The sequence below is a fragment of the Corynebacterium sp. CCUG 70398 genome (assembly GCF_024454055.1).
Classification (GTDB): domain Bacteria; phylum Actinomycetota; class Actinomycetes; order Mycobacteriales; family Mycobacteriaceae; genus Corynebacterium; species Corynebacterium genitalium.
The window spans coordinates 37309-63549 of sequence record NZ_JAGPYZ010000007.1 but is presented as its reverse complement, the minus strand read 5'-3'; the positions used below and the strand labels follow the sequence as shown (position 1 = coordinate 63549).

Genomic DNA, 26241 nt, shown 5'->3' with positions numbered 1-26241 from the left:
ACCATGACCACTCCTGCACCTCAGACATCCTTGAAAGCGGTGCTCATTGCCAACCGTGGGGAGATCGCGGTCCGCATCGCCCGCGCGGCGCGCGACCTGGGCATCCGATCCATCGCGGTCTATTCCGACGCTGACACCGGCGCGCTGCACACGCTCGTTGCCGACGAGGCCTACCGCCTGCCCGGCAATAGCGCTTCCGAGACGTACATGAACGTCCCGGCACTGATCTCCCTGGCGCATAAAGTTGGAGCAGACTGCATCCACCCCGGTTACGGCTTCCTGTCGGAGAACTCTGACTTCGCCCGTGCAGTTGTTGACGCTGGCCTGACCTGGATTGGCCCCACTCCCGACTCGATCGAGCTGCTCGGCGACAAGATCGCCGCTCGCCGCGTCGCAGTGGAGGTTGGCGCGCCGCTGGCCCCAGGCACCGAAGATCCGATCGGCGACTGGGAGGAGGCCCGCGCCTTCGCGGAAGAACACGGCATGCCGATTGCCATCAAGGCTGCTTACGGCGGTGGTGGACGCGGTTTGAAGGTCGTCCACGACGAGTCCGACATCGAGGACGCTTTCGCATCTGCCGGCCGCGAAGCCAAGGAAGCTTTCGGCCGTGCGGAATGCTACGTGGAGAAGTTCCTCACCCACCCGCGCCACGTTGAAGCTCAGGTGCTTGCCGACACCCACGGCAACGTCGCAGTGTTAGGAACCCGAGACTGCTCGACGCAACGCCGGTTCCAGAAACTCATCGAGGAAGCCCCCGCCCCCTTCCTCACCGACGAGCAGCGCACCGGCATCGAGGACGGTGCGCGCGAGATTTGCCGCGCAGCGAACTACGTCGGCGCGGGAACCGTCGAGTACATCGTGTCCGAAGACGGCACCGTGTCCTTCCTGGAGGTGAACACCCGCGTGCAGGTGGAGCACCCCGTCACGGAGGTGGTCACAGGCGTGGACATCATCGCTGAGCAGTTCCGCATCGCTGACGGCCAGGAGCTGTCCTTCGGTGGGGACCCGGAGATCACCACTCACGCCTTCGAGTTCCGCATTAACGCCGAGGACGTCACCAACGGTTTCGCACCTGCGCCGGGCACCGTCACGCGTTTCGACGTCCCCACCGGCCCCGGCATTCGCGTCGACTCTGGGGTGCGGACAGGCAGTGAGATCCCCGCCTACTACGACTCGCTGATGGCCAAGCTGATTGTCACCGGCCCGAACCGCGACGCGGCTCTGGCGCGCTCCCGCCAAGCCCTGAAGGAATTCACCATTGAGGGAGTGCGCACAGTGTTGCCGTTCCACCGCGACATGGTGGATGCTCCGGAGCTCAACGGCGATTCTCTGGATATCTACACCGACTGGGTGGACGGCAATTACTCCCCCAGCGCCAACCACGAAACGGCCGATATCGAGCACATTTACGACGAGCGGGAGACCGTCGTCATCGAAATCGACGGGCGCCTGCACCAGATCGGCTTCCCCCGCAGCTTGCTCCGCGGCGGCGTCACTGGCGAGTCATCTTCTTCCGCCGCGGAGAATACTGCTGGTAGCGGCGGTGAAGGGGCTGTGACGGTGAAGTACGAGTCGACCATCGTGAAGTGGATGGTCAGCGACGGCGACACCGTGGAAAAGGATCAGCCGCTGGCCACCGTCGAGGCCATGAAGATGGAATCCACCATCAAATCCCCGACCGCCGGCACGATCTCGCTCTCCGCGTCGGAGAAAGACCGTGTGAAGGCGGGAACGACGATCGCAACGATCGCCTAAGCCCTCTTTACGGAACCTGGTAGGACCGGTCCGGAATATCAGTGATGAGCATCTTGCCCGGGGCATGGCAGATGGCCAGCTCCGGCTTGGAACTCATCACGACGGACTGCGGAGTCACGCCGCAACCCCAGAACACTGGGATAGTGCCGGCGGGGATGTCCACGGGGTCACCGAAATCGGGTGCCCCAAGATCCTTAATGCCGATCGCCGCCGGGTCGCCGACATGGATCGGCGCACCATGCACCGCTGGATAGCGCGAAGTGACCCGCACAGCGTCCGCGACGCGGTTAGCAGGGATCGGGCGCATAGACACCACCATCGGCCCGCCGAAGACCCCAGCTGGCTCCGTCTCGAGGGTGGTTAGGTACATGGGCACATTGCGCCCTTGCTCAATATGCGCGACTGGAATTCCCTCGGCAATGAGGGCGTCTTCGAATGTGAATGAGCAGCCGATGAGAAATGCCACCGTGGAGTCGGTCCAGTAGCCGGTGGCGTCGGTGATTTCGTCGATAAGCACACCGTGCTTGTAGATCCTGTACGCCGGAATATCCTTGCGAATGTCGCCGCCGGCCATGAGCTCGGAATTTAGTTGGCCTGCCTCGAGAACGCCGAGCACCGGGCACGGCTTCGGGTTGCGCTGAGCGAACAGCAAGAAGTCGAAAGCGTACTTCTGGTCAACCGCAATAAGGTTCGCCTGCGCGTAGCCGGGCGCCCACCCCGCGGTGGTGCCCACGTCGTGGGTGCGGAAGTAGTCCCGCGCGCGGGCGGGATCCTTTTCTACGCCCACAGTGCTGCCAATCCGGAGAGTGAGCGGAAGCCCATGCAGAAAGTGCCCACGAGCACAATCACTCCTATGACCTTCATCCACACCGGGTAGTTGTATCCCTTGAGTAGATCCTTGCGGAACAGCGCGGCCCACATGACCACGGCAAAACCGATCGGCAGGATAAGCCCGTTGAAGGCACCAGCGAAGATGAGCAGTTTCTGCGGCGCAGTGCCAAGGAGGAGGAACAGGATCGTGCATACCACGATGAACGCCACCGTGAGCCAGTTGCGCAGCTTCACATCTGTCTTCTGCGTGGTCACGAATGTCAGCGAAGTGTAGGACGCACCGATCACCGACGACAGGCCCGCCGCCCACAGCACCAGACCGAAGGCACGAAGCCCGAACTCTCCGGCGGCCTGGTAGAAAGCATCGGCGGCCGTATTGTCCTTGGATAGCACCACGCCGGTAGCAACCACGCCGAGCACCGCGAGGAAGAGAAGCACACGCATGATGCCGATCACCACGATGCCCAGCACAGATGCATTCGAAATATTCTTGATATTCTCCACACCGGTCTGGCCCGAATCAATGATGCGGTGGACACCGGCGAAGGTGATGTAGCCGCCGACCGAGCCGCCGATTAGCGTGACGATGACTGCAAAGTCCACTTGCTCGGGGAGGACCGTCTGCTTCAACGCATCTCCGACGGGCGGCTGGGAGACAATAGCGACGTACAGCATGAGCAGGATCATGATCGCGCCGAGGCCCACAACAATGCGGTCCAGCGCAACACCTGCGCGTTTGGACAGGAAGATCAATACGGCGATCACCGCTGAGATCCCGCCGCCGATCTTCGGGTCAAGGCCGAGCATGGCATTCATTCCCAGCCCTGCACCGGCGATGTTGCCGATATTGAAGATCATGCCGCCTGCGAAGACCAGTAACGACATCACCCATCCCAGCCCGGGAATCACCGAGTTGCCGAGCTCGTTAGCACGCAGCCCCGAGATACCGAGCACGCGCCACACATTCAGCTGGATCGCGATATCCACGAGAATGGAGATGAGAATCGCGAACGCGAAAGCAGCGCCCAACCGGACGGTGAACACACTGGTCTGGGTGAGAAAGCCCGGGCCGATCGAGCTGGTCGCCATGAGGAACACAGCGCCGATAACGGAGCCGACGCCCTTGGGTGCCTCCACTTTTCCGTTATTAGAGGTCTCAACCTCTGCCTTGGTGGAGCCGTCCTGAATAGTCATCGGGCCCTCCTTTCCTAGGGAGAAAATTTGCGATTAGTTTAAGGCGTGAACCTACCCTTGTGGACCCGAATGCCGGGAATCGGGGTCCGCTACCCTCAATCTCATGAGCTCATCCACACCGTTCGCTGATTCTCTCTTCTGGTCGCTCAGGTCACCGGAGGGAAAAGAATCCTTTCTCTTCGGAACCCTCCACGTCATCGACGACACGAAGATCGCGTTGCCGGTGAGCGAGCTTGAACAAATCCTCAAGAGCAAAGAGGCACTGTTCGTTGAGATCAACCCCCACGACCTTGATGATCTGCGGAAGCAGGGGCTCGAACAACTCGGCAGCGAAACTGAGATGAGCCAGAAAACTGCATCCGAAACCCTTTCCTCAGATGACATGGACAGGTTGCAGAGTCTGCTGAGCTCGTCCCCTCGCCTCTCCCCCATGAAAGACCACCTCGAACACTTGCCAGCGGGAGCACTCGCGCAGCTGGTCAGAGTGGAAACCCAGCTCCGTTCGCAGTTTTTCGACGAGGGCACGTTCGAACCTGAAACTCACTTCGTCGACGTTGCAATGAAGGAAGAGATTCCGGTTGAATCCCTCGAAAGTGTCGAAGAGCAATTTGCACACATGCACGAAAACGAGGACCTCGCGGAAGCGTTAGACGAGTACTACGCGGACGACGCATTCGACATGTTTGAGCGTTATGTAGAGCAAAACTTGCTACTGGTTCGGGACAAGGACCTGAACTCGCCCGCCATGGTTGAGCGCAACAGCGCCCTGGCCAGCAAGCTGGACGTCGCGCTGTGCGACAAAGAAGGATTGGTTCTCGTCGGCGCCGCCCACCTACCGCTCGATCATGGCGTGTTAGCGAGCCTGGCACGCGCGGGATGGACAGTGCGAAAGGTCGAGCTGCCCGTCGAGCGACGCTAAGTCAGCGCGTTCTCGACAACGTTGAGAGCTTTAACCCTCGAGCATTTCTCCCAGCTCAAGCCACTCGAGCTCGAGTTCTTCGCGCTGTCCGCGCAGCTGCGCGACCTCACCCGTCTTGGCTCCGATGGCCTCGAAATCGGGGGCATCCTCCTGCGACATCGCCGTGATCTGCGCCTCCAACGCGGCCACCTGCTCGTCGAGCTTCTCCATTTTGCGGTCGAGCGATTTCATCTTCTTCGACAGCTCGCGGCGTTCCTGCGGTGAGACGCCAGCCGGCTTCTCCGCAGCCTTCGGCTCGTTCTGTCCCAGGTTGAGAACGCCCGAGTCCTGCTCCATTGCTTTTCTGCGCTCCAGGTACTGCTCAATCCCACCCGGCAAATTCGTTAAGTCACCGTCACCGAAAAGGGCGTACGTGACATCAGCGATGCGCTCGATGAGGTAGCGGTCGTGGGAAATCACCACGAGCGTCCCCGGCCACGAGTCGAGCAGGTCCTCGAGTTCCTGGAGGGTGTCGATGTCGAGGTCGTTGGTTGGCTCGTCGAGAAGCAGCACGTTCGGCTCGCTCATGAGCACACGCGTCAGTTGCAGGCGACGGCGCTCTCCACCGGAGAGATCCCCGACGGGGGTGCGTTGACGTTTGGGGGAGAACCCGAGGCGTTCCGCCAGCTGGGAGGCAGATAGCTCCTTCTTGCCTAGGGTGATGTAGGTGGCCACGTCTTCGACGGCGTCGATAACGCGGCGGGTCGGGTCAAGGTCGTCGAGCTCTTGGCGTAGCCATCCAATACGGGTCGTCTGACCTTCAACGCGGCGGCCTGCAGCGAGGGGGTAATCGTCTGCCAACGCGCGCAGCAGCGTCGTCTTGCCGGATCCGTTCACGCCGACCAGACCGATCCTCTCCCCCGGCGCGAGACGCCACGTGAGATGGTCCACAAGGGTTCGCCCGTCAGGAGCGTCAATACGTGCGTCCTCGAGCTCGATCACAACGCGGCCCTGGCGCTGCTTAGAAAACGCCATGAGCTCGACCGTGTCGCGCGGGGCAGGAACGTCCGCAATGAGTGCTTCCGCCGCCTCGATGCGGTAGCGCGGCTTCGACGTGCGCGCCGGCGCACCGCGGCGCAACCACGCAAGCTCTTTGCGGGCGAGATTCTGGCGGCGCTGTTCAATCGCGTCGGCCTGGCGGGCGCGCTCGGCGCGGGCGAAGGTCCAGTCGTTGTATCCGCCCTCGTAAACGTCGACTTTGCCGTCATGGACTTCCCAGGTCAGGGTGGCCACTGTATCCAGGAACCAGCGGTCGTGCGTGACCACCACGATGGCGAGTTTGCGCTTCATCAAATGGTCAGCGAGCCACTGCACACCTTCCACATCGAGGTGGTTTGTCGGCTCATCGAGCACAACCAGATCGAGATCACGCACGAGCGCAGCGGCAAGGTTCACGCGTCGGCGCTCACCACCCGACAACTGCCCCACGGGTGTGTCCAACCCGAGCTCAGCCACACCGGTGCCGGCAAGCACCTCGCGGACCTTCGCATTCGACGCCCACTCGAAGACCTCCAACCCAAGCGGCTCCACAACTGCCTGGCCAACGGTCATCTCATCTGGCAGATCGAAACGCTGCGTCACCACCGCCATCCGCAGATCGTTCGTGTGGGACACGCGCCCATCATCTGGCGGCTCGATGCCGGTGAGCACCTCCAGCAGCGTGGTCTTGCCGCCGCCATTGAGACCGACAACGCCGATGCGGTCGCCGGTTTGAACGCCGAGAGAGACTCCATCCAAGAGCGTTTTCAGCCCCCACGTCTTGGACACATTTTCCAGGTTGATCAGGTTAGCCATGATGTGGCCATTCTAGAGAAGAGCTGCACCACCGACGGGACCCTGTGCGGCGAAACCTTCAATGTTTCCGTGCGCCGTGAGCTTATCGACGACGCGCAGCGCCACCGCCTGATCCTCACACAGCGCGGCAATTGTCGGCCCGGATCCAGACACCATTGCTCGGATTGCACCAGCGTCTTCGGCATCGTGGATGATCTGCTGCAATGACGGCCGCAACGCCAGGGCCGCCGGTTCAAGATCGTTGTGCATCGCCGCGCCGACCTGGTGAGGGTCGCCAGAAAGCAGCGCCCGGGAAATGAGTGCGGTGTCCATGTGCGGGACCATCGAAGCGTAGGTAAAGCGCAGATCGTCGAGCTTCTCGAAGACCTTTCCAGTCGACAGCCCCACCTGCGGGTTGAGAAAAGCGAACCAGTAGGAGCCACGGCACATCATCGGTACGAGGCTATCCCCGCGGTCCGTGCCCAACGCGACGCCGCCCATCGCAGCAAACGGCACGTCTGCCCCGAGGGCCTTCCATACGTTGTCTCGATCTTCCGGCTCCACTGTGTACCCGTAGTGGAGCAACAGGGCCTCAGCAGCGACAACCGCGGCAGCCGCATCGGCGGAGCCCCCGGCCATGCCACCTGCGACGGGGATGGTCTTATCTACCTCAATCCGCACCGGCGGCAGATCAGCCCCCTCTGCGTCTCCGGCCACGCCAGCCAGCGCCTCCACCGCGCGCCAGGCCAAGTTACGCGGGGTGTCCACATCTTCGTCGGGTTCTTCGACATGAAAGGTCGTGCTGATCGACGCCTCCTCCGCCGGCGTCAAGGTGACTGTCTCCGGCCTGTCGACGGCCATGAACACTGTGGACAACTCGTGGTACCCGTCGGCCCTTGCTTCCCCCACACCAAGGTGGAGGTTCACTTTCCCGTGCGCACGGCCCGAGAACGATTCCGTGAACAGTGGAACTGCAGGTGACATTAGTCAGTCACCTCCGCAAGCTGGACAAAGTCCTCCACAGAGAGCTTCTCACCGCGCAGCCCCGGGTCAATGCCCGCTGCCCGCAAGGCTTCCTCTGCAGCCGGGCCAGATCCGTAGACCCCGGTCAAACACGCACGAAGGGTTTTGCGGCGCTGGGCAAATGCGGCGTCGATAAGCGGAAAGACCTGGGGCCGCAGCGAGCGGTCGAATGTCTCGTTCACATCAATGCGCACAAGCCCTGATTCGATGTTTGGTGCAGGCCAGAAGACGTTCTTGCCGATCGTCCCCGCCTTGCGCACATCCCCGTAGAATGACGCTTTAACGCTGGGCACGCCGTAGATTTTCGAGCCAGGGTCGGCCGCGAGACGCTCCGCCACTTCAAGCTGGACCATGACCAGCACGCGGCGGATGCTGGGAAACTCCTCAAGCAGGTGAAGGAGCACGGGCACCGCCACGTTGTACGGCAGGTTTGCCACCAGCGCCGTCGGCTCCCGGTCGAGGTCGGCGTGGGACACCGCGAGTGCATCCATGTTGAACACGGTGAGCTTGTCGTCGTCGCTGCGCTCGGCGACAGTTTCCGGCAATTTGGTTGCCAGCCGCGGATCGATTTCGACAGCGACGACGTGATTCGCAACGTCGATAAGCCCCAGTGTGAGCGAGCCCAAACCCGGTCCGACTTCGAGAACCGTCTCAGCAATGCCTGGCTCATCCAGGTCAGCGGCAGCGACGATCCGGCGGACCGTGTTCGGGTCGTGCACGAAGTTCTGCCCCAACTTCTTCGTTGGAGAGACCTCGAGCTCCTCAGCCAACGCGCGGATCTCCGCGGGGCCAAGCAGCTGGGAAGTAGTCATGCCCTCCGAGACTAGCGGATACCCAGCGATGCGGTGCACGCTGGCCACGCGCCCCAACCCTGGGCAGCCTGGACCTTTTCAGCGACGGCAATCTGCTGCTCGCGGGTCGCCTGGTCAGCCGTCGGAGCGTACTGGCCGCCACCGTAAGCGGACCACGTGGACGCCGCGAACTGCAGGCCACCGTAGTAGCCGTTACCGGTGTTGATGGACCAGTTTCCGCCGGACTCGCACTGTGCGATGGAGTCCCACACGGAACCGCCAGCGACTGCCGGTGCGGACGCGCCCGTGTTGCCGCCCGCCTGCTGCTTGCCGCGGGCAATCACAGCGGGACGTGCCTTGCGGGTCTCCTCGCGCTTGAGCACGTCATCGGACTCGACCTTGCCGTTCACGGTGACCAGGCGGCGGGTGACCTTGCGTTCGCCCTTCTCGCCCTTCTCGCGGACCTTCTCTTCACCCGGCGCAAGGCTGTCATCGTCGACGTACGTCGGATCCGCCTCGAACTCCTCGGTGGCGGTGCGCTGGGTGATGTCCACGCGCTCAATCTTGACGGCCATATCCTCGGTCACCGGGGTGTTCAGGCTCGGGGTGACGCGGTCGTTAGAGTCGATGACCACGCCGCGGGCCGCCAACAGCTCGGCGACAGTGCGCGCCGGGGCGGAGGTGTAGGTCGTCTTGCCGCCGTCGGTAATGGAGACGATCTTCGGAGAGGTCACGTCGATCGTCATTCCGTCCTCGACGCGCTGGTCGGCGGAGTAATCGTGAGCGGAGCCACCGGCGACGCCGGGCATCTCGCCCAAGAAGTCATTCACCGTCGCAGCCGTGGTGGTGACTTGCTGCACCTGGCCGCCGTCGATGCGTACACCCACCGGCTTCGCCGTGCGCACGGTCACGGTGTCACCGTTGGACAGCGACTCGCCCGGCGCCGGGTGCACCAGATCCTGGTCGCCGACATCCACGCCGGCAGCCTCCAGCGCGCCGTCGACACTGCCCGCGAAGGTGTTCAGTTCCGTCTCCTCTCCATTGAGGTCGACGGTGATTGTTTTCTGGGCTGCGGCAGCAGTGGTCGCACCACCAATGACGACAGCTCCGATAGCGCCAGAGGCGATCACTGCACGGGTGGTGGAGTTCTTATTGATCCGACGATGACGTGACATGGAAGATAACAATACGATAACTTCCCGTGTTAATCAAGCGAGTTCGCAGGTTGAAGCAGCCGGTCAAAAGTGCCCCTGACCTCATGCGCCAATTCAGTCACATCAACCCCACGAGCCTCAGCCACAACGCGCGCAGTATGACCAATCAGGGCTGGTTCATTCCGTGCGCCTCGGAACGGTTCGGGCGTCATGTACGGTGCATCAGTCTCGATCAGCACCTGCCCCACCGGCGCTTCAGCTGCAGCCTGACGCAACTCCTCATTGCGCTTGAACGTGACATTGCCGGCAAACGACAAAACGTACCCGCGCTCGATCGCCTCCCGCGCCACGTCGAGAGGTGAAGAGAAGCAGTGCAGCATCACGTGCTTCGGCTGCGGCGAATCCGCGAGGATGCGCATCATGTCGTCGTCGCCCTCGCGGTTATGGATCATCAAGGTCTTGCCCGTGTCGCACGCGAGCTGGATGTGCCACCGAAACGCCTCCTCCTGCACCTCGAGCGGGGCGGTGCGCTCCGGGTCATGTTTAAGCCAATAGGTGTCCACACCGGTCTCCCCCACCGCTACGCAACGCTCGTCGCGGGCCATGTCTGCCAACCGTTGGCGTGCGTCGTCGTCAAGCTCATGCGCTCTTGTCGGGTGAATTGCACACGCCGCGAACACGCGCTCATTGAAGTGGGCAGCCTGCAAAGCCAGCTCCGCTTCCTCCAACCCGTCACCGACGGTGCACACCCGTTCCACACCAGCGCCGACCGCCCTTTCAACGATCGCGTCGACCTCCTCGCGGGTGCGGGCATTGCAGGAGGCGAGGTGCGTGTGGGCATCAATAAGCCCAGCGATTCCTTCGGCTGGCACAGGCGTAGGGCGCGGTTTCTTCTTGGACATACCTCCGAGCCTATATTGGGGGCATGTTCACCGACATCGACGATGCCACCCGCGCCCACATCGACCGCGACCTCGCCGAAGCAGCGGTCGCCGGAATCAACGGCTCCATCAGCGACATCGTGGCCAGCTTCGAAGAAACCCTCGGCGAATACCTCGCACTCGACCCCGACCTGCAGCGCGCCTACCCGCGCGGCGACACCGCCCGCATCTTCGGCACCGCGCTCGGCGACGCCTTCATCCGCGAGCACGGTTTCCAATGGCAGATGCTTAACGACGACTACGGCACCGACCTCGTCGTCGCCTCCCCCAGCCGCGACATGTACACCGCGCCCCTCGTCGTGGTGGATACCCGCTTCGAAGATGACGAAACAGGGAAACTGACTGCGTTCATCGCGCAGTTCTTGGGCGAGTAGGGCTGGAAGGGGGTCTGGCCGGTCTGGATGGTCTGGATGGACCCTCTCCCGGCCCGCTTGCGGAAAAGTTGACGACTTTGATAGCGGTTTAGCGTCCTAGAACGCGCTGACCTGCGGTAATGACTCTAGGAAGAAAACCAGTTTGTCAACTTTTCCGCACGGGCGCCCTGGCGGTCCCAACTCGAAGCACTTCAAACTCCCGCTGCAAACGTTGACAAACTCGATTTCGATCTACTCCCCTAAAAGGCTCTGACCTGCGGGGACTGTTCTAGACAGGAATCGAGTTTGTCCTCTTTTGCAAGATCGAGCCCAGCAGGGGTTACCCGGGCCCGAGCCCGCTACTGCACCGGTGCCCACTCGGGGCCGGTCCCGCCGAGCTCCGGGTCGAGCTTCGCAATGAGGGGTTGCGGCTTCTCCAAAGGAGTGCCCGGCACAACGTCGACGCGGGACCAGGTTGCCTGCTGCTGTTCGTAGTCACCTGTGATCACCGGGTAGGTCTGGCCGATTTCGGGCAGGCCGACACCGATGAGGTTCATGCCAGCATCGTCATGCTCGGCGTTATCCACGACCTCCTCCACGCGCGGGGATGCGGCCCACACACCGTCGCGGCCGAGAGTCTCGTGCACCTTTTGAGCGGTGTGCGGCAGGAAAGGGGTCAGCATCGCATTGCAATCGGAGACGACTTGGAGGGCGGTCCAGAGGACCGTCGACAAGCGCTCGCGCTGAGACTCGTCCTTGGCCAGCTTCCATGGCTCCTGCTCCGCGATGTAGGCGTTGGCCTCGCCGACGACGTGCATGATTTTGGTGATGGCGTTCTTAAAGTGGGCCTCACCAAGCTCCGCGCCGGCCTCGCCGAACGTGCGGGCAGCCAGGTCGAGAATGCGCTGATCCGACTCGTTCCACGCCCCCGGCTGCGGCACCTCGCCGAAGTTCTTGTGCGCCATGGACACGGTGCGGTTGACCAGGTTGCCCCAGCCGTTCGCCAGCTCGTTGTTGATGCGGCGGACGAACTCGTCCCACGTGAAGTCAGTGTCGTTGTTCTCCGGGCCAGCCACGGCAATGAAGTAGCGCAGCGGGTCAGGTCCGAACTCCGCCAGGAAGTCCTTGACATAGATGACCACGCCCTTGGAGGAGGAGAACTTCGAGCCGGACATGGTGAGGAACTCCGAGGACACAACCTCAGTGGGGAGGTTCAGTGTGCCCAGACGGTGCTCCTGGCCGCCCTTCGTGCCCTTACCTGCATATCCCAGCAGCTCACCGGGCCAGATCTGGGAGTGGAACGTGATGTTGTCCTTGCCCATGAAGTAGTAACCGCGCGTGGCCGGGTCCTGCCAGAAATCCTTCCAGGCGTCCAGGTTGCCCGAGCGGGCAGCCCACTCGATAGAGGCGGACAGGTAGCCGATAACCGCATCGAACCACACGTAGAGCTTCTTGCCTGGGTCGTTCTCCCAGCCTTCGACAGGAACGGGAATGCCCCAGTCGATGTCGCGAGTCATGGAGCGCGGACGCATGTCCTCGAGCAGGTTGAGCGAGAACTTCAGCACGTTGGGGCGCCAGTCTTGGCGCGCCTCGAGCCACTCCTTGAGGGCATCGCCTAGTGACGGCAAGTCCAGCATGAAGTGCTCGGTCTCAACGAACTCCGGTGTTTCACCGTTGATCTTAGAAACCGGATTGATCAGGTCGACTGGGTCGAGTTGGTTTCCGCAGTTGTCGCACTGGTCGCCGCGGGCATCGTCTGCACCGCAAATCGGGCACGTGCCCTCGATGTAGCGGTCCGGCAAGGTACGGCCCGTCGACGGGGAGATCGCGCCTTTGGTCGTCTCCTTGATCATGTACCCGTTGTCGTACAAGCCCTTGAACAACTCCTGCACCACCGCGTAGTGGTTACGGGTGGTGGTGCGGGTGAACAGGTCGTAGGACAAACCCAAACCGGCCAAGTCCTCGACGATCTGGCGGTTGTAGCGGTCCGCCAGCTCCTTGACCGTCACGCCTTCCTTGTCCGCTTGGACGAGCAGCGGCGTGCCGTGCTCGTCGGTGCCGGACACCATGAGCACGTTGTTTCCCGCCATGCGCTGGTAGCGCGCGAACACATCGGAAGGGACGCCGAAGCCGGCGACGTGGCCGATGTGGCGTGGCCCGTTTGCATAGGGCCACGCCACGCACACGAGGACATTTTCGGAGGTGGCGTTGTTCGGGGAGACAGTCATACGCCCCAGCATAAGTGACTACCGCTTGGTGCCGAACATGCGCTGCCGTTTGCGGGCCTTGGCAATGGCATCGCGGTGCATCCGGCGCTCGACAGCCAGCTGGTGGTTGAAGCGCTGCTCCTCCTTCATGTCCAGGTAGATGGTGTCATTGCTGACGTCCTTCACGATGGCGAACATCAGCAGGATGAGAATGACCAGGAACGGGGTGGCAGCCGCGATGGTCACGCTCTGGAGGGAGTCCAAAGCGTCGTCACCGCCCGCGATGAGCAGGGTCAGGCCGACGGCTGCGGTGGCAAGGCCCCACATGCCGGTCAGTAGCGGCTTCGCGTCGGTCTTGCCGTTCTGGGACAGGGAGCCCATCACAGTCGAGGCGGAATCCGCGGAGGTGATGAAGAAGGTGCCCAGCAGGATCAGCGCCAGGATGCCCATGGCGAAACCGCCCGGGAAGGAGTGCAGCAGGTTGAACAGCTGCTCCTCGGACGATCCCTCGCCATAGATGGACTCACCGGTCTGCTCGAGGTGGATGGCGGTGCCGCCGAAAATGCAGAACCACACGGTGGACAAGCCAGCCGGGATGAGAGTGACACCAAAGCAGAATTCACGGATGGTGCGGCCACGGGAAATACGAGCCAGGAAGGTGCCCACGAACGGGGACCAGGAGATCCACCATGCCCAGTAGAAAATGGTCCAGGAACCGAGCCACTCCCCTGCCTCGGTGTCGGCGGACTCGGCAGTGCGCGACGCCATGAGGAAGAACTGGTCCAGGTAGGAACTAATGGCAGTCGGCAGCAGGTTCAGCTGCGTCAGGGTCGGCCCGAAGACGAACACGAAGATGGCCAGCACCGCCGCCACGATCAGGTTGAAGTTCGAAACCCACTGGATGCCCTTGCCCACTCCGGACATGGCGGACAGCAGGAACGCCAGGGTCAGGACACTGACGATGCCGACGGTCAACATGGTCGACGGGGAATCGACGAGTCCGGAGGCCTCCAGGCCAGTGGAAATCTGCAGGGCGCCCAGTCCCAGGGAGCAGGCGGTGCCGAAGATGGTGGCGAAGATGGCGAGGCCGTCGATAAGCTTGCCCAGCCATCCGTCCGCGCGCTTTTGTCCGATGAGCGGGATAAACGCGCTGGACAGCAGCTGCTTGCGGCCGAGGCGGAACGTGGAGTAGGCGATGGCGAGGCCGATGATGGCGTAGACGGACCACGGATGAAGGGTCCAGTGGAACATCGTCTGCGCCATGGATGTGCCCACGGCATCCGCGCTGTCCATGCCAGGCACGCCGTCACGGTAGAAGTTCAGCGGCTCGGATGCGCCGAAGAACATCAGGCCGATGCCCATGCCGGCGGCGAACATCATCGCGATCCAGGACATGGTGGTGAATTCCGGTTGCTCGTCGGAAGCGCCGAGCCGGATTTTGCCGAATTTGGAGACCGCAAGCACCATGACGAACACGACGAAAATAGTGCCGAACAGGACGTACGCCCAACCGAGGTTCTCGATCACCCAGCTGAACGACGCGCTGGAAAAGGCGCTGAAGCTCTCCTTTGCGGCCAGGCCCCAAACGACTACGGCGACCACGATGACGGCGAGCGGGGCGACAATCGCCCAGTCGATTTTCAGGTTCTCGTCTTCGGAGGCACGCTCAATAGCATCCTCCGGGTCGCTGATCTTCTGCTGGTCGCCGTCGTTCCGCGCATCCAGAAGGTCCTGAAGCTCGGCGGTAGCGGGGCGGTTGTGGGTCACGATCGGGTCGTCAGCGTGCGGGTCGACGTTCGGGTCATGCGGATCTGTCATCTTCTCTTCACTACTCACCCACATGACGGTAACGGAGATGTGCGCAGGGTGCACCTTTGCTGACTATTGGCTGCGGGCGGCGATGAAGGCGTCGTAAAGCTCTCCTGCTTTAATTCCCGCGTTTTTCGCGACTTCCTTGACGGCGTCTTTAGGCCGCATCCCGTCGTCGACCCGCTGCTGCACGAGCTCGAGCACGTCTTCAGGGTCCTGGGTCTCGTGTCCCCCGTCAATCACGACGGTGACCTCCCCTTTGACACCGTTGCGGGACCATTCGACGAGCTCCGCGAGAGTCCCGCGCTTGATCTCCTCGAATGTCTTGGTCAGCTCGCGGCACACGGCGGCGTGGCGCTCGCCCAGGATTTCCGCAGCCTCGGCGAGTGTTCCCTCAATCCGGTGCGGCGACTCGAAGAAGCACACCGCGCGCTCTTCATTCTTCAACGACTCGAGCCATGACCGACGCGCACCAGACTTCCGTGGAGCGAAACCGTCGAAAATGAACCGGCCCACGCCCAGTCCAGACAGAGCGAGCGCGGTGGTCGCGGCCGACGGCCCAGGCAGGCACGTCACCGGCACACCAGCATCGTGGGCCGCGCTGACAAGGGAATGCCCTGGGTCGGACACCAGCGGCATGCCTGCGTCGGTGACGATGAGGACGATGCCTGCACGTGCAGCGTCGATAAGCTCACGCGTGCGCTTGTCCTCGTTGTGGTCGAAGTTGGAGACGACTCTGCCGCGGATCTCCGCCCCGAGCGCTGCCGCCAGGTTGCGGGCCCGCCTGGTGTCCTCAGCGGCGATCACGTCGGCGCGTTCCAGCGCTGCCTTCAGGCGCGGGGACGCGTCACCGATATTGCCCAACGGAGTGGCGGCCACCACGACACCATGGGCGGGAAGAGTGTTGTCCATGCACCCAGCTTGTCACAAGCAGCGCGGGGCACACAGTAAGATCATCACCCGTGAGTTCGACACTAGTGGCCGAGAAAGTGCGCGTGGACCGTCCCGCCCCCACCGCACCTGTGACGGTCCCCTGGGACCGCCGCGACACGATCACCACAGCGGTGGTGGCCGTGCTGGCGTTCTTCACGCGATTCATCGGAGTGACCACGGCAGTGTCGAAAGGCACCCCGGTTTTCGACGAGAAGCACTACGTCCCTCAGGGCTGGGACATTTACCGTTCGTCGTTCAACCCGGTCATCGGCGGTATTGAGTCGAACCCGGGTTACGGCCTCGTTGTACACCCGCCGCTGGGCAAGAAACTCGTCGCACTCGGTGAAACACTGTTCGGCTACACCCCGCTCGGCTGGCGTTTCGTGGCGGCCCTGTTCGGTGCGTTGACTGTGGTGTTCATCATGCTGCTCGCGCGGCGCATCTCGCAGTCGTGGGTGGTGGCGATGTTCGCGGGCATCATTGCTCTTTGCGACGGTGTGCTGCTGGTCATCAGCCGTTTCGGCATGCTGGATGTGTTCATTCTGCTTCCCGTTGTTGTAGCCGCGTGGACGCTCGCGGGAGATATGCGCCAAGTGCATCAGAGGCTTTACAGCGCCTGGCGTGACGGCACCATCGCCGCCTCCGGCCCGTACGGCCCCCGGCTGGGTTTTCGCTGGTGGCGGTTTGCCACCGGCGTCGTACTCGGGTGCGCTCTGGCCGTGAAGTGGTCCGGCCTGTACTACATCGCCTTCTTCGGATTGCTGTCGTCCTTTTATGACGTGTACTTGCGGCGGCGCTACGGCGTGGAAAAGCCCGTGGCCGGAACGCTGCTGCGCGACGTTCCATCAGCGCTGGCGTCGATCGTGCTCATCCCGGCAGTTCTCTACTTGTGGTCGTGGCGCGCTTGGTTCGCCTCCGAAACCTCGGTGTACCGCCACGCGGCGGTCGACGGCACCATCGCCGACTCCGACTGGCCTTGGCTGAGCAACCTGCCCGACGCTTTGGGCGGCTGGCTGTACTACCACCTGTCCGTGCTCAACTTCCACAGTGAACTGACCTCCTCATCCGGCCACTCGCACCCGTGGGACTCTAAGCCGTGGGCTTGGCTGGTGGCGTCGCGCCCGATCCTGTTCTACTCCTCCACCGGCATCGAATGCGCCGGCGGGCAAGAGTGCCGCCGCATGATCTACCTCTTCGGCACACCCGCGATCTGGTGGCTGACAGTCCCGATCCTGCTGTGGGCGATCTGGGCGTGGATCTCCCGTGGTGACCGCCGCGTCGTCTTGCCGCTGATCGGCTTTGCGGCGGGCTTTTTGCCGTGGCTGGCGGCTTTCGACCGCCAGATGTACTTCTTCTATGCTGCGCCGCTGGTCCCCTTCACCATCGTGCTCATAGCTTTGGCGCTGGGGAACCTAGCGCAGAAGGGCGGGCCCGTGCCGAAGTTGCACAAGATCGCCGGCTACCCGATCACATGGGGCCAGTTCACGGTGGTGAGCTACTTGGCTGTGGTGATCGGGATGTTCCTCTACTTCTCCCCGATCCTCTACGGCTTTGTCATCCCCGACAGCTGGTTCCAGCAGATCATGTGGCTACCGAGTTGGACCTAGCTACGGCAGCGGGCCCGAACTGAGGCGCCGCAGCGGGTTAGCCAGCCCCTTGTCGGCAAACCACATGAACACCAGCGCAGCACAGGTGAGCAACAGTGTGAACAGCTGCATCCACGGCGCTGTGCCGCTGCCAGAAACGGCCTCCAGCACGACGAAGCCCACCGTGAAGCCGAACATTGCGCCCACGATGAGCAAGATTCCGGGGATTTGAGCAGGCTTCCAAGCAGCAAAAAGCAAGGCGGATGTAATGCCGACATGAACCGCGGCCACCCCGATGAGCAATTGGGCCGTGGAGGAATCATCGGTGACAGCCGTTGCGGACAAGACATAGTCACCGGCCCAGAACGCGTGAACCACACCGAGCACAACTAGGAGGATCCGGCCCACCGCCAACGCCACAACGCGCCGGGAGGAAACGCGGCGGAATTCGCCCTCCACCCCAGCAAAGATGACATCGGAGAGATCTGTAGGCGGGACCATGGCACCATCAGCCTCCACCAGGCTCAAGGAGCTGGTCAGCCGCAGCGACCGTTCCCAGAAGGCCAGGCACTCGGGGCAACCGGCGAGGTGAGCGTCGAGGACGGCGTTGTCTAGGCCGGGGTCTTCACCGTCGATACGCGCAGAGAGCGCTTTTTGCACCTCGCTGTGGCTAACCATCAACGAGCACCCGGTCCATGCTCGCCCGGCCCGCGCCGAACACGAAGATCAGCCCCAGGAGAACGGCGAGAATCAGCGGGTACTCTAGTCCGCCGTCTTCTGCGAAGAAACCGTGCGGAAGGTGGATGAAATAGCCTGCCACCAGCACCATCACGGCCATCAACCCGGCGATGATAGTGGTGAGCAACCCGATGATGAGCATGGCACCGCCGATCAACTCGACTGAGCCCGCCACATACGCGACCAACCGTGGCTGCGGTACACCGGCCTGGGCGAATTGCTGCGCAGTCTCGCTCATCCCCGTTCCCACCCAGTGCTGGTAACCCCGGGCAATGAACACCACTCCCACGATGAAACGTGCAAGGAGCAGCGCAAAGTCGCGGACAGCCGGTCTATTCATGAATTCAACCCTACAACGTGGAACCAAACGGGCACGTCCAGCAGTCTAACGAGGGTATGACGACATACCTCGACTTTGAAACACACTGCACCTGCTCCTACGACCACCTCCCCTTCGACTTCCTCACCATCGACGACTGCCCGCTGCACGCCCGCTTGCTCGCGCCCCTGTTGGAAGACAAACCGGCCATTGTCGGCCCCGTCATGTGCGAAGACGGCAAGGCCCGCCCGCCGTGGGCAGCCACAGACCCACTGACACGTTTGTATTACGACACGACGTGGGGTGTGCCCGGGCTGAGCGAGAATGAGATGTTCCGCGCCCTGTGCTTCCAAGTCCTGCAATCCGGGCTCTCCATGCGCGCCGTGCTGCGGAAGTTCCCCGCCCTCAACCGTGCCTTCAGCGATTTTGACCCCTATGTCGTGGCGCAGATGACGGAGGCTGACGTGGAGAAAATGCTGGACAATCCAGCCCTGATCCGTAACCGGACGAAACTCAGCGCCGTCATCACCAACGCTGAGGCCACTGTGGCGATGCGACGCGACGGAACATGCCTGCCCGAACTCGTGTGGGCCTACCAGCCAGCCATCATGCCGCAACCGGAAACGATGCTGGACATCCCTGAACGGACAGAAGAATCTGCTGCGCTGGCCAGAGACCTCAAAGCCCGCGGTTTCACCTTCATCGGCCCGAAGTCTGCGTGGCTGTTCATGCAGGCGGCAGGTGTGGTGAACACCCATCTGCAGGGCTGTTGGCGTCGCGATGCGGGACTGCGGATGACGCCGCTCGAGTTCTAAGTCAGTGGCAGAAACCGGCATGACAGGGCACTCTTGGTGGGGTAAGTAGCCCCCACCAAGGAGAGCCATGCACGTCGGTTCGGCCATCGCCCAGACCCTCGAAGACCACGGGACGGAACACGTCTTCCTGGTCCCCGGTGAGAGTTACCTCGCTGTGCTTGACGGTTTGCACGACACTGATATTTCCACCATTGTGTGCCGCCACGAGGGCGGCGCCGCCTACATGGCAGATGCCTACGGTAAGGCGACCGGTAAACCCGGAGTGGTCATGGTCACCCGCGGCCCCGGTGCTGCCAACGCCAAGATCGGTGTCTACACCGCCTGGCAGGACGCCGTCCCGCTCGTGCTGTTCATTGGTCTGATTCCGCGCGAAGACCGCTACCGCGAGTCTTTCCAGGAATTCGACCCGCACCAGTGGTTCGGCTCGATTGCCAAGGGCGTGTTCATTGTTGATGAGCCAGACCGCGCCAGCGGTGTCGTCGCGAATGCGATGCGTTTGGCTCAGCAGGGCCGTCCGGGCCCGGTCGTTGTCGGGTTGCCGGAAGATGTCGTAGCCGCCGAGTGCCCAGGTGGTGAGCTCGCTCCGCCCATCAAGGTCGCGCATGGAGGCGTGTCCAATGCCGATGCGGCGGTGCTCAAGGAACACCTGGAGAAGGCCGAGCGCCCGCTCATCTTCGAAGGTGGCCAGGGCTGGACGCAGGAAGCGTGCGACGCTGTCCAGCAGTTTGCGGAGGAGCATGAGATCCCGGTCGTGGGCGACACCCGCTCCTCCGACCGCATCGGCTTCGACTCCCCTGCCAACGCCGGGTGGCTAGGCACCGCGCGCAAAGAGGAAACCGCGCAGCTTCTCGACGACGCCGACCTGCTCATTACCGTCGGCGGCGTCCTGTGGGACAAGCCCACCGACAATTTCACCCGCCGGCAGGACTTTGGTGCAGCGAACATCGTGATCACGCCGGACCCGGACTTGGTCGGCCACACTGCCGCCGTCACGCGTCACATCATCGCCTCCCCGGTGGCCTTCGCCGAAGCGCTGGGCAGCCTCGAGCTCGATTCCACGCCCGACACCAGCGAATGGTTCACCCGGGCGCGCGAGCTGCACCTGGAGCACTCCACGTTGCCCACTGTCGCAAAGCGTTACGACGAACCCGCCGCGTGCGTGGACATGCACGACGTCATGGAGGCACTCATCAAACAGCTTCCCGACGACGCGATCTGCACCTACGGGGCCGGCAACCACTGCTTCTGGCCGCAGCGGTTCTTCCCTACGCGGACATTCCCCTCGATGATCGCGAACCGTCTGGGTTCGATGGGTTACTCGCTGCCGGCTGGGATCGCTTCGAAGCTGGCGTTCCCGGACCGCTTCACGGTCGTGTTCACCGGCGACGGCGAATTCATGATGAACGGCAACGAGTTGATCACCGCCGTGCGCTACCACACCCCGGTTCTCATCGTGGTCGTGGATAATGCCCAGTACGGCACGATCCGCATGCACCAGGAGAAGCACTACCCAGGCCGGGTCAGCGGTACCCAGCTGGAGAACCCGGAGTTCTGCAAGCTGGCCGAAGCGAACGGCGCGTGGGCGGCGAAGCTGGACGACCCTGCACAGGTGGACAACACCGTGGAAGAGGCCGTCCGCCAGGTGGCGGACGGCCGGGTGGCGCTGCTCCACGTCCGCGTGGACCAGGAGCAGGCGGAGCCTTTGCCGTAGTCTCTGGAACCTTCAGGCTCAGGGGTTACTTCTTCGCGGTGACCCAGACGTCGATCTCGGCGGTGATGGGCTCAACACCTGCATCGTCGACGATCTGGCAATCAATAGTGACCAGCTGTCCGCCCGTCTCGCGGGTGATGGAGTCGAAGTCCGGGAAGTCCGCGGTCGCGGTAATGGTCAGGCCTCCGGTGGACTTCTTCGGGTAGTCCGCGCGCATGCCACGAGGGATCCAACGGTGGGTGTCCGGAACCGACACTTCGCACAGCAGACCCATTGCGGCTTCAGCGCCGTTCAGGCCAGCAATCACGTGGAAGGTGCCAATGTGGTTCTGCACACCCCACCACTTGCCCAAACGCACCACACAGCGGCCTGGCACGGCTTCGCGCACGCGCGGCATGACGGTGCGGAAGTAGGGGGCTTTGACCGAGTAAAAGGCAGAAAACACCGCACGCTTGAGCGCGGTGTCACTGAACTTTTCCCACAGCTGGGCGGATTTGCCCGGGTTGGGGTTGGTCTGGGTGGTCGGGTCAGCAGTAGTCACGGAAGCGTCAGTCATACCCCGTGATGTTACTGGCCATAGTTAGGCGATGTCGCGGTATTGTGCCTCGGGTTCATCGAGCTGCTCGACCGGACGGCGGTAGATGGGCAGGTTGGCGAAATCGGCGCTTTCGTCATCGATCTCCACAATCACAGCGCCCGGTCGGCGCATGTGAGCGGGAACCGGAGCACCTTCCTCAGACGAGACGACACCCAGGCGGGCACGGTGGAGCTGGCGCATACGGCGCGCGTGAAGCTCACGCTCCTGCATGACCTGGGTGCGCAGTGCGACCAAGTACCAGCCCAAAAGACCGGCAGCGACAACCGGTGCTGCCCAGGCCCAGCCGCCAGCGACGAGCGCGAGCACGACTGCGATCGCAGTCGCGGCGGCCAGACCGAGGATGGTGCGCTGGCGGCGGCGAGCACGGTCCTCGCGGGCGCGCTGCGCGGTCTGCGGGTCCCAGCCGCCGCGCCCACGGCGTGCGCGGGCGTAAGAGATTTCGCTCTCGTCGAGCTCGACCTCAGCGTCAGCGTCAACATCGAGGTCTTCTGCGTCGAGATCGTCCTCAACGGCCAGCTCCACATCAGAGGCGCTCTCGTCGTCAGCGAAGGCATCAGCGTCTGCTTTTGTATCTGCGTCGAGATCCGCAGTCTCATCTGCTTCGAGCGTGACGACGGTGCTGTAACCGTAATCCTCCGGGGAGAAGTACGTCGCGTCCAACTCGTACTCGGCGGCACCTACGTCACTGTCATCGAAATCACCGGCGCGAACGACGCTATACGTGACGGTCTCGTCGTCGGTGGCTGCGGTGTCGTCGATAAGCGCCGCGGGCTCGGGCTCTGCGTCGATGACATCGTGCTCTGCGGCGGCACTGCGCTTCTTCCAGGAGGCCGAACCGCTGTCGGATTTCACAGGCTCAACGACCTCATAATCATTGTCGTCGTCGAAGTGGTGAATGTCCGCTTTGGTCACGCGCGGACGGCGTCGACCCTGCACATCAGCGGTGCCGCCCTGGTGAAGGACGCGAGTTTCGTCGTACCCCTCTCCGGAACGCCTGATGGGTTTGGAGTCCCCGAACACCATCGGAGCGAGAACGATCGCCCACACCACGACGATGAGGACGATGATCAGGCTGAGGCTGCCGGACATGGGCCCACGACCTTTCTGCACACAGGACAGGTTGCTAGTTGTTAGCTAGACACTAGCCACGGAAAGTGGGCCTCTGACCGAACCACGCCGTGAAAATTGGTGCAGAATTTAAATCCACAAACGACCCTGTGCGGCGAGCCTTTCCACAGCTGATCCGGGTAGATCATCAATGTTCTGGGCGACAAAGTGGTGGTCACGCCAGCGGCCGTCGATATGCAGATTCTCTTTGAGGAAGCCTTCCTCCCGGAAGCCCGCGTTGGCCAGTACCTTGCCGGAAGCCGGGTTGTCCGGAAGGTAGGTCGCGGTCACGCGGTGCATGCCGATCCGGGCAAAGGCGTGGTCCACCCCGAGGGCGCACGCGACCGTCGCGATGCCCCGGCCCGAATAGGGCGAATGAACCCAGTACCCGATCCAGCACTCCCCGATCGCGCCGTGCTGGATGTTGCCCAACGTGACTTGGCCGATGAAGGCGTCGTCGAGCTCGATGACCAGCGGAACGATGACACCGTCATGGGCGTAGCGGCGCAGGTTGGTCCAGGTAGACATCCATGCGGACTGCGAGTGAGCCTCGCGCCATGTGCCACTGACCGTGGGCTCGACAGGGCGCAGGGTGGGCTCGTCGGCAATGCGCATGCGCGCCCAGTCCCTGCCGTCCTGGATGGTGAGCGGACGCAGGCGCAAACGGTTCTCACCCGGGATGAACACCGTCGGCGTGGGCTCCGGCCAACCGGGGTGGACTGGGTGGCGCTGGCCAGAACGCGGGCGGGATTTCTTGCCGAAGATCATGCCCGTTGCTGGAGGAACATGACATCGACGATGTCGCCAGGACCGACGTGCGCCACGTCGACGGGGATGCGGATCATCGCGTTCGCCTCAGCAAGACCGGCCAGAAGGTGGGCCGGGCCGCCGGACGGGCCGCCAATGCTGTCCACCAGGTAGTCGCGTGTTTCCGCATCGCGCATGAGGCGGGCACGCACGTAGCCCACGCGGCCCGGAATCGACTCGATGTGGTTAAGCGAGCGCGCCTTGACGGTGCGGCGCGTGGGCACGCGCTTGCCCAACGATGTTCGGACCGCAGGTCTGATTAGTGCCTCGAAGATCACCAGCGCACTGACCGCGTTTGACGGCAGCAGGAAAACCGGGATCCGGTCCTCGCCGATCAGACCGAAGCCCTGGGCAGACCCAGGGTGCATGGCAACGCGCGAGGTGTCGATCTCCCCCAGCTCACCGAGCGCTCCCTGGAGCGGCTTCGCACTTGAGCCGCCAACGGCACCCGTAATAATAAGGAATTCGCTGCGCTGCGCCTGGGTGGCAATCTGCTCCTTGAGGCGGCGGGGTTCGGCATTGATGATTCCGACGCGGTTGACCTCCGCACCGGCGTCTTTTGCTGCAGCGGCGACGGCGTAGGAGCTGACGTCATACACCTGGCCCAGGCTGGGGTTGCGGTCAACGTCAACCAGTTCAAGACCGTAAGACATCACTGTCACACGCGGACGCGGGTACACCAGAACCTTATCGCGGCCGGTGGCAGCCAGCAGGCCAATCTGCGCTGGGCCGAGCACGGCACCAGCGCGCACGGCCAGGTCACCGGGTTGGATGTCGTCGCCTTCCTTACGGATGAAGTCGCCAGAGCGCACCGGACGGTGCGGGGAGACGCGTTTGCGGCCGCGGTCGGACCATTCGAGCGGCAAGACAGCGTCTGCAAGCGTCGGCAGCGGGGCACCCGTGGCCACACGGACAGCCTGGCGCGGTTGGAGGCGCAGTGGTTTTTGCGAGCCTGCCGCGACCTCGCCCACCACGGGCAGTGACGTTTCGGTCTCCGCCGCGGCCGGTCCTTCTTTTTTACCCAGTGTTTGACCGCCGCCGACGTCGACCGCGCGCACCGCGTAACCGTCGACAGCTGCCTGCGAGAAACCCGGCAGTGGTGAGGAGGCCTGGACTTCTTCGGCGCACATCAAGCCCAACGCGTCGGTGATGCCGATGCGGATGGGCTCGGGCGTCATCGTCGCGTCGATGATCATGTCCAGCTGCTCGTCGACACTGCGCATGGTTTGAACCTACTACTGGTCGCGCAGGTGTGGGTTCTCCGACTCGAAGTCCGCGACGATCTGTTTGATGGCCTTGTAGAGCGCGGGACCGTACTTCGGGTGGTTGAGGCCGAAGTCCACGTTCGCCGGAATGTACCCACCCGGGTTGCCCAGGTCGTGGCGCTTGCCGTCGTGGACGACGACGTGGACTGGGTGGCCCTCGTTGATCATCAGCTCAATCGCGTCAGTGAGCTGCAGCTCACCGCCCTTGCCCGGCTCAATGCGGCGCAGCGCGTCGAAGATACCGCGGTCGAGCAGGTAGCGTCCGGTGGCGACGAAGTTGGACGGAGCCTCGGCGGGTTCTGGCTTCTCCACCATGCCCACGACGCGTTTGACGTGAGATGCGTCGACATCAGCGCCGGCCTCAACCTCGCGGACATCGAACACGCCGTAGTTGAACACGTCTTCCGGGTCGACCTCGAAGGCGCACAGCACTGACCCGCCGAGAGTGTGGCGGACTTCAGCCATCTTTTCCATCACGCCGGTGGGCAGCACAAGGTCGTCGGGCAGCATGACGGCGACAACATCTTCGTCATCACCCAGCAGAGATTCCGCGCACCCCACAGCGTGGCCCAGGCCCAGCGGCTCTTCCTGCACGGCAGCCTCCGCCGTGATGATGTCGGATGCGCGGGCAACCTTTTGCGCCTGCTCGTCCTTGCCGCGTGCCAGCAGGGTGTCGTGCAATTGATCGAATGGGCCGAAGTGCTCCATGACCTCACCTTTGCCTGGCGCGGTCACGACTGCCAGGCGCTGTGCCCCCAACTGTGCTGCTTCTTCCGCGATGAGCTCAATGCCCGGAGTGTCCACGACCGGCAGCAGTTCCTTCGGCACCGTCTTCGTGGCGGGCAGGAACCTCGTGCCCATGCCTGCGGCGGGCACGATCACGGTTTTCACGTTGGACTTGCGCGTAGATGCCATAAGTGGTGAGTCTACCTACAATGATTCGACATTCAGCTAAAGCCTCCCGCAGGTTGTACAAAGGATAGCGATGGATTCAAAGGGGCAACTGCGTGCGGTTGCGCGTCAGCGCAGACGAGTACGCGAAAACAAGACGCTTATCGACGCCGCTGTGCGTGACCACCTGCTCACCCATCTCCGCGGCTGCACCCGCGTAGCCGCATACTCCCCTATGCCTACTGAACCCGGGGGCGAGGAGCTTCCCGACGTCCTCGCCGCAGCAGGATTAGAGGTCTTCTTGCCCGTCACACTCGGTGCCGGAGTGTTGGAGTGGGCACTGCATGTGCCGGGGCAGCTGGCTCGCGGGGCGCACTTCGGCATTACTGAGCCCACCGGTGAGCGTTTCCCATCGTCGATGTTGAGCAGCTGTGACGTGGTGATTGTTCCCGCGTTGGGGGTGGATCGGCGCGGGATGCGGCTCGGCCAAGGCGCGGGCTACTACGACCGAGCACTGGTGCATGCAGGTGCAGTTCCCCGGATTGCGCTGGTCTACGACGACGAGGTGCACGACGTCCTGCCCTCCGAGCCCCACGACCAGCCTGTGGACGGCGCTGTCACCCCGCAAGGGTTTTTGCGTTTCAAGGGAACCAGTCCGGGGGCTGCGACAGTCCAATAAGGC

The 26241-nt window shown here is 63.0% G+C and carries 24 protein-coding genes; 7 read left to right on the top strand and 17 right to left on the bottom strand.

Going from position 1 to position 26241, the window contains the following annotated elements; translation table 11 throughout:
* Positions 1–3: 3 nt before the first annotated feature.
* The gene (locus KBX07_RS08645; protein ID WP_256023788.1) at positions 4–1755 is read left to right on the top strand and encodes a biotin carboxylase N-terminal domain-containing protein; all 1752 of its coding nucleotides are present in this window, start codon (positions 4–6) and stop codon (positions 1753–1755) included.
* A gap of 7 nt (positions 1756–1762) precedes the next feature.
* Here the strand turns inward: KBX07_RS08645 and KBX07_RS08640 are convergent, their stop codons facing one another.
* Positions 1763–2554 (bottom strand): putative hydro-lyase, encoded by a 792-nt coding sequence (locus tag KBX07_RS08640; protein WP_370687236.1) that lies wholly within the window; start codon positions 2552–2554, stop codon positions 1763–1765.
* Positions 2533–3780, bottom strand: coding sequence for an NRAMP family divalent metal transporter (locus tag KBX07_RS08635; RefSeq protein ID WP_256003376.1), 1248 nt, complete (start codon positions 3778–3780; stop codon positions 2533–2535). Before KBX07_RS08635 ends, KBX07_RS08640 begins: the two co-directional genes overlap by 22 nt.
* A gap of 103 nt (positions 3781–3883) precedes the next feature.
* Here KBX07_RS08635 and KBX07_RS08630 point away from each other — a divergent pair, with 103 nt between their 5' ends.
* Positions 3884–4699: a TraB/GumN family protein gene (locus KBX07_RS08630; RefSeq protein ID WP_255995429.1), complete on the top strand. Its 816-nt coding sequence runs from the start codon at positions 3884–3886 to the stop codon at positions 4697–4699.
* A gap of 30 nt (positions 4700–4729) precedes the next feature.
* Here KBX07_RS08630 and KBX07_RS08625 read toward each other — a convergent pair whose 3' ends face one another.
* The 5 genes from KBX07_RS08625 to KBX07_RS08605 are packed head-to-tail and all read right to left on the bottom strand — an operon-like array spanning position 4730 to position 10381.
* Positions 4730–6532, bottom strand: coding sequence for an ABC-F family ATP-binding cassette domain-containing protein (locus tag KBX07_RS08625; protein WP_256003372.1), 1803 nt, complete (start codon positions 6530–6532; stop codon positions 4730–4732).
* Between the two features lie 12 nt (positions 6533–6544).
* On the bottom strand, positions 6545–7495 hold the full coding sequence (locus KBX07_RS08620) for a 4-(cytidine 5'-diphospho)-2-C-methyl-D-erythritol kinase (protein WP_256003365.1): 951 nt from the start codon (positions 7493–7495) through the stop codon (positions 6545–6547).
* Positions 7495–8346, bottom strand: coding sequence for a 16S rRNA (adenine(1518)-N(6)/adenine(1519)-N(6))-dimethyltransferase RsmA (gene rsmA, locus KBX07_RS08615; RefSeq protein WP_256003363.1), 852 nt, complete (start codon positions 8344–8346; stop codon positions 7495–7497). The genes KBX07_RS08620 and rsmA overlap by 1 nt, the downstream gene beginning before the upstream one ends.
* Before the next feature lie 11 nt (positions 8347–8357).
* On the bottom strand, positions 8358–9500 hold the full coding sequence (locus KBX07_RS08610; RefSeq protein ID WP_255995422.1) for a resuscitation-promoting factor: 1143 nt from the start codon (positions 9498–9500) through the stop codon (positions 8358–8360).
* A gap of 29 nt (positions 9501–9529) precedes the next feature.
* The gene (locus tag KBX07_RS08605; RefSeq protein WP_256003361.1) at positions 9530–10381 is read right to left on the bottom strand and encodes a TatD family hydrolase; all 852 of its coding nucleotides are present in this window, start codon (positions 10379–10381) and stop codon (positions 9530–9532) included.
* A 23-nt stretch (positions 10382–10404) separates the two neighbouring features.
* Between KBX07_RS08605 and KBX07_RS08600 the strand changes: the two genes are divergently transcribed.
* The gene (locus KBX07_RS08600) at positions 10405–10794 is read left to right on the top strand and encodes a DUF3806 domain-containing protein (protein WP_005291296.1); all 390 of its coding nucleotides are present in this window, start codon (positions 10405–10407) and stop codon (positions 10792–10794) included.
* A 338-nt stretch (positions 10795–11132) separates the two neighbouring features.
* Here KBX07_RS08600 and metG read toward each other — a convergent pair whose 3' ends face one another.
* Genes metG through rsmI form a run of 3 tightly spaced genes read right to left on the bottom strand, consistent with a single transcriptional unit; the run spans position 11133 to position 15701 of the window.
* Entirely contained in the window at positions 11133–13001 is a 1869-nt protein-coding gene (gene metG, locus KBX07_RS08595; protein ID WP_040423804.1) for a methionine--tRNA ligase, read from the bottom strand.
* 18 nt (positions 13002–13019) lie between these two features.
* Positions 13020–14822 (bottom strand): BCCT family transporter, encoded by a 1803-nt coding sequence (locus tag KBX07_RS08590; protein ID WP_256003546.1) that lies wholly within the window; start codon positions 14820–14822, stop codon positions 13020–13022.
* Positions 14823–14861: 39 nt separating this feature from the next.
* The gene (rsmI, locus tag KBX07_RS08585; RefSeq protein WP_256023786.1) at positions 14862–15701 is read right to left on the bottom strand and encodes a 16S rRNA (cytidine(1402)-2'-O)-methyltransferase; all 840 of its coding nucleotides are present in this window, start codon (positions 15699–15701) and stop codon (positions 14862–14864) included.
* A gap of 50 nt (positions 15702–15751) precedes the next feature.
* On the opposite strand from rsmI, the gene KBX07_RS08580 reads away from it, so the two are divergent.
* Positions 15752–17329, top strand: a complete 1578-nt coding sequence (locus KBX07_RS08580; protein WP_370687283.1) for a dolichyl-phosphate-mannose--protein mannosyltransferase — start codon at positions 15752–15754, stop codon at positions 17327–17329.
* Here KBX07_RS08580 and KBX07_RS08575 read toward each other — a convergent pair whose 3' ends face one another.
* Both KBX07_RS08575 and KBX07_RS08570 read right to left on the bottom strand, forming a co-directional pair.
* Positions 17330–17968: a zf-HC2 domain-containing protein gene (locus KBX07_RS08575; RefSeq protein ID WP_256023785.1), complete on the bottom strand. Its 639-nt coding sequence runs from the start codon at positions 17966–17968 to the stop codon at positions 17330–17332.
* Between the two features lie 10 nt (positions 17969–17978).
* Positions 17979–18386, bottom strand: coding sequence for a DoxX family protein (locus KBX07_RS08570; RefSeq protein ID WP_005291308.1), 408 nt, complete (start codon positions 18384–18386; stop codon positions 17979–17981).
* Between the two features lie 56 nt (positions 18387–18442).
* Here KBX07_RS08570 and KBX07_RS08565 point away from each other — a divergent pair, with 56 nt between their 5' ends.
* Together KBX07_RS08565 and KBX07_RS08560 are read left to right on the top strand one after the other, a co-directional pair.
* The gene (locus KBX07_RS08565; RefSeq protein WP_256003356.1) at positions 18443–19180 is read left to right on the top strand and encodes a DNA-3-methyladenine glycosylase I; all 738 of its coding nucleotides are present in this window, start codon (positions 18443–18445) and stop codon (positions 19178–19180) included.
* A 67-nt stretch (positions 19181–19247) separates the two neighbouring features.
* Complete coding sequence (locus tag KBX07_RS08560; protein ID WP_005291312.1) at positions 19248–20891, top strand: thiamine pyrophosphate-dependent enzyme; 1644 nt, start codon at positions 19248–19250, stop codon at positions 20889–20891.
* 25 nt (positions 20892–20916) lie between these two features.
* On the opposite strand, the gene KBX07_RS08555 is transcribed toward KBX07_RS08560, so the two are convergent.
* The 5 genes from KBX07_RS08555 to KBX07_RS08535 all read right to left on the bottom strand — a co-directional run bounded on the left by KBX07_RS08555 (position 20917) and on the right by KBX07_RS08535 (position 25583).
* Positions 20917–21447, bottom strand: coding sequence for a hotdog fold domain-containing protein (locus tag KBX07_RS08555; protein WP_005291314.1), 531 nt, complete (start codon positions 21445–21447; stop codon positions 20917–20919).
* A 24-nt stretch (positions 21448–21471) separates the two neighbouring features.
* The gene (gene glpR, locus KBX07_RS08550; protein WP_256023783.1) at positions 21472–22578 is read right to left on the bottom strand and encodes a gephyrin-like molybdotransferase receptor GlpR; all 1107 of its coding nucleotides are present in this window, start codon (positions 22576–22578) and stop codon (positions 21472–21474) included.
* Between the two features lie 108 nt (positions 22579–22686).
* Positions 22687–23364: a GNAT family N-acetyltransferase gene (locus KBX07_RS08545; RefSeq protein ID WP_256023782.1), complete on the bottom strand. Its 678-nt coding sequence runs from the start codon at positions 23362–23364 to the stop codon at positions 22687–22689.
* Complete coding sequence (gene glp, locus KBX07_RS08540; RefSeq protein ID WP_256023780.1) at positions 23361–24626, bottom strand: gephyrin-like molybdotransferase Glp; 1266 nt, start codon at positions 24624–24626, stop codon at positions 23361–23363. Before glp ends, KBX07_RS08545 begins: the two co-directional genes overlap by 4 nt.
* Positions 24627–24638: 12 nt before the next feature.
* On the bottom strand, positions 24639–25583 hold the full coding sequence (locus tag KBX07_RS08535) for a UTP--glucose-1-phosphate uridylyltransferase (protein ID WP_255997101.1): 945 nt from the start codon (positions 25581–25583) through the stop codon (positions 24639–24641).
* A 70-nt stretch (positions 25584–25653) separates the two neighbouring features.
* On the opposite strand from KBX07_RS08535, the gene KBX07_RS08530 reads away from it, so the two are divergent.
* The gene (locus tag KBX07_RS08530; protein WP_256003349.1) at positions 25654–26238 is read left to right on the top strand and encodes a 5-formyltetrahydrofolate cyclo-ligase; all 585 of its coding nucleotides are present in this window, start codon (positions 25654–25656) and stop codon (positions 26236–26238) included.
* The last annotated feature ends 3 nt before the right edge of the window (positions 26239–26241 follow it).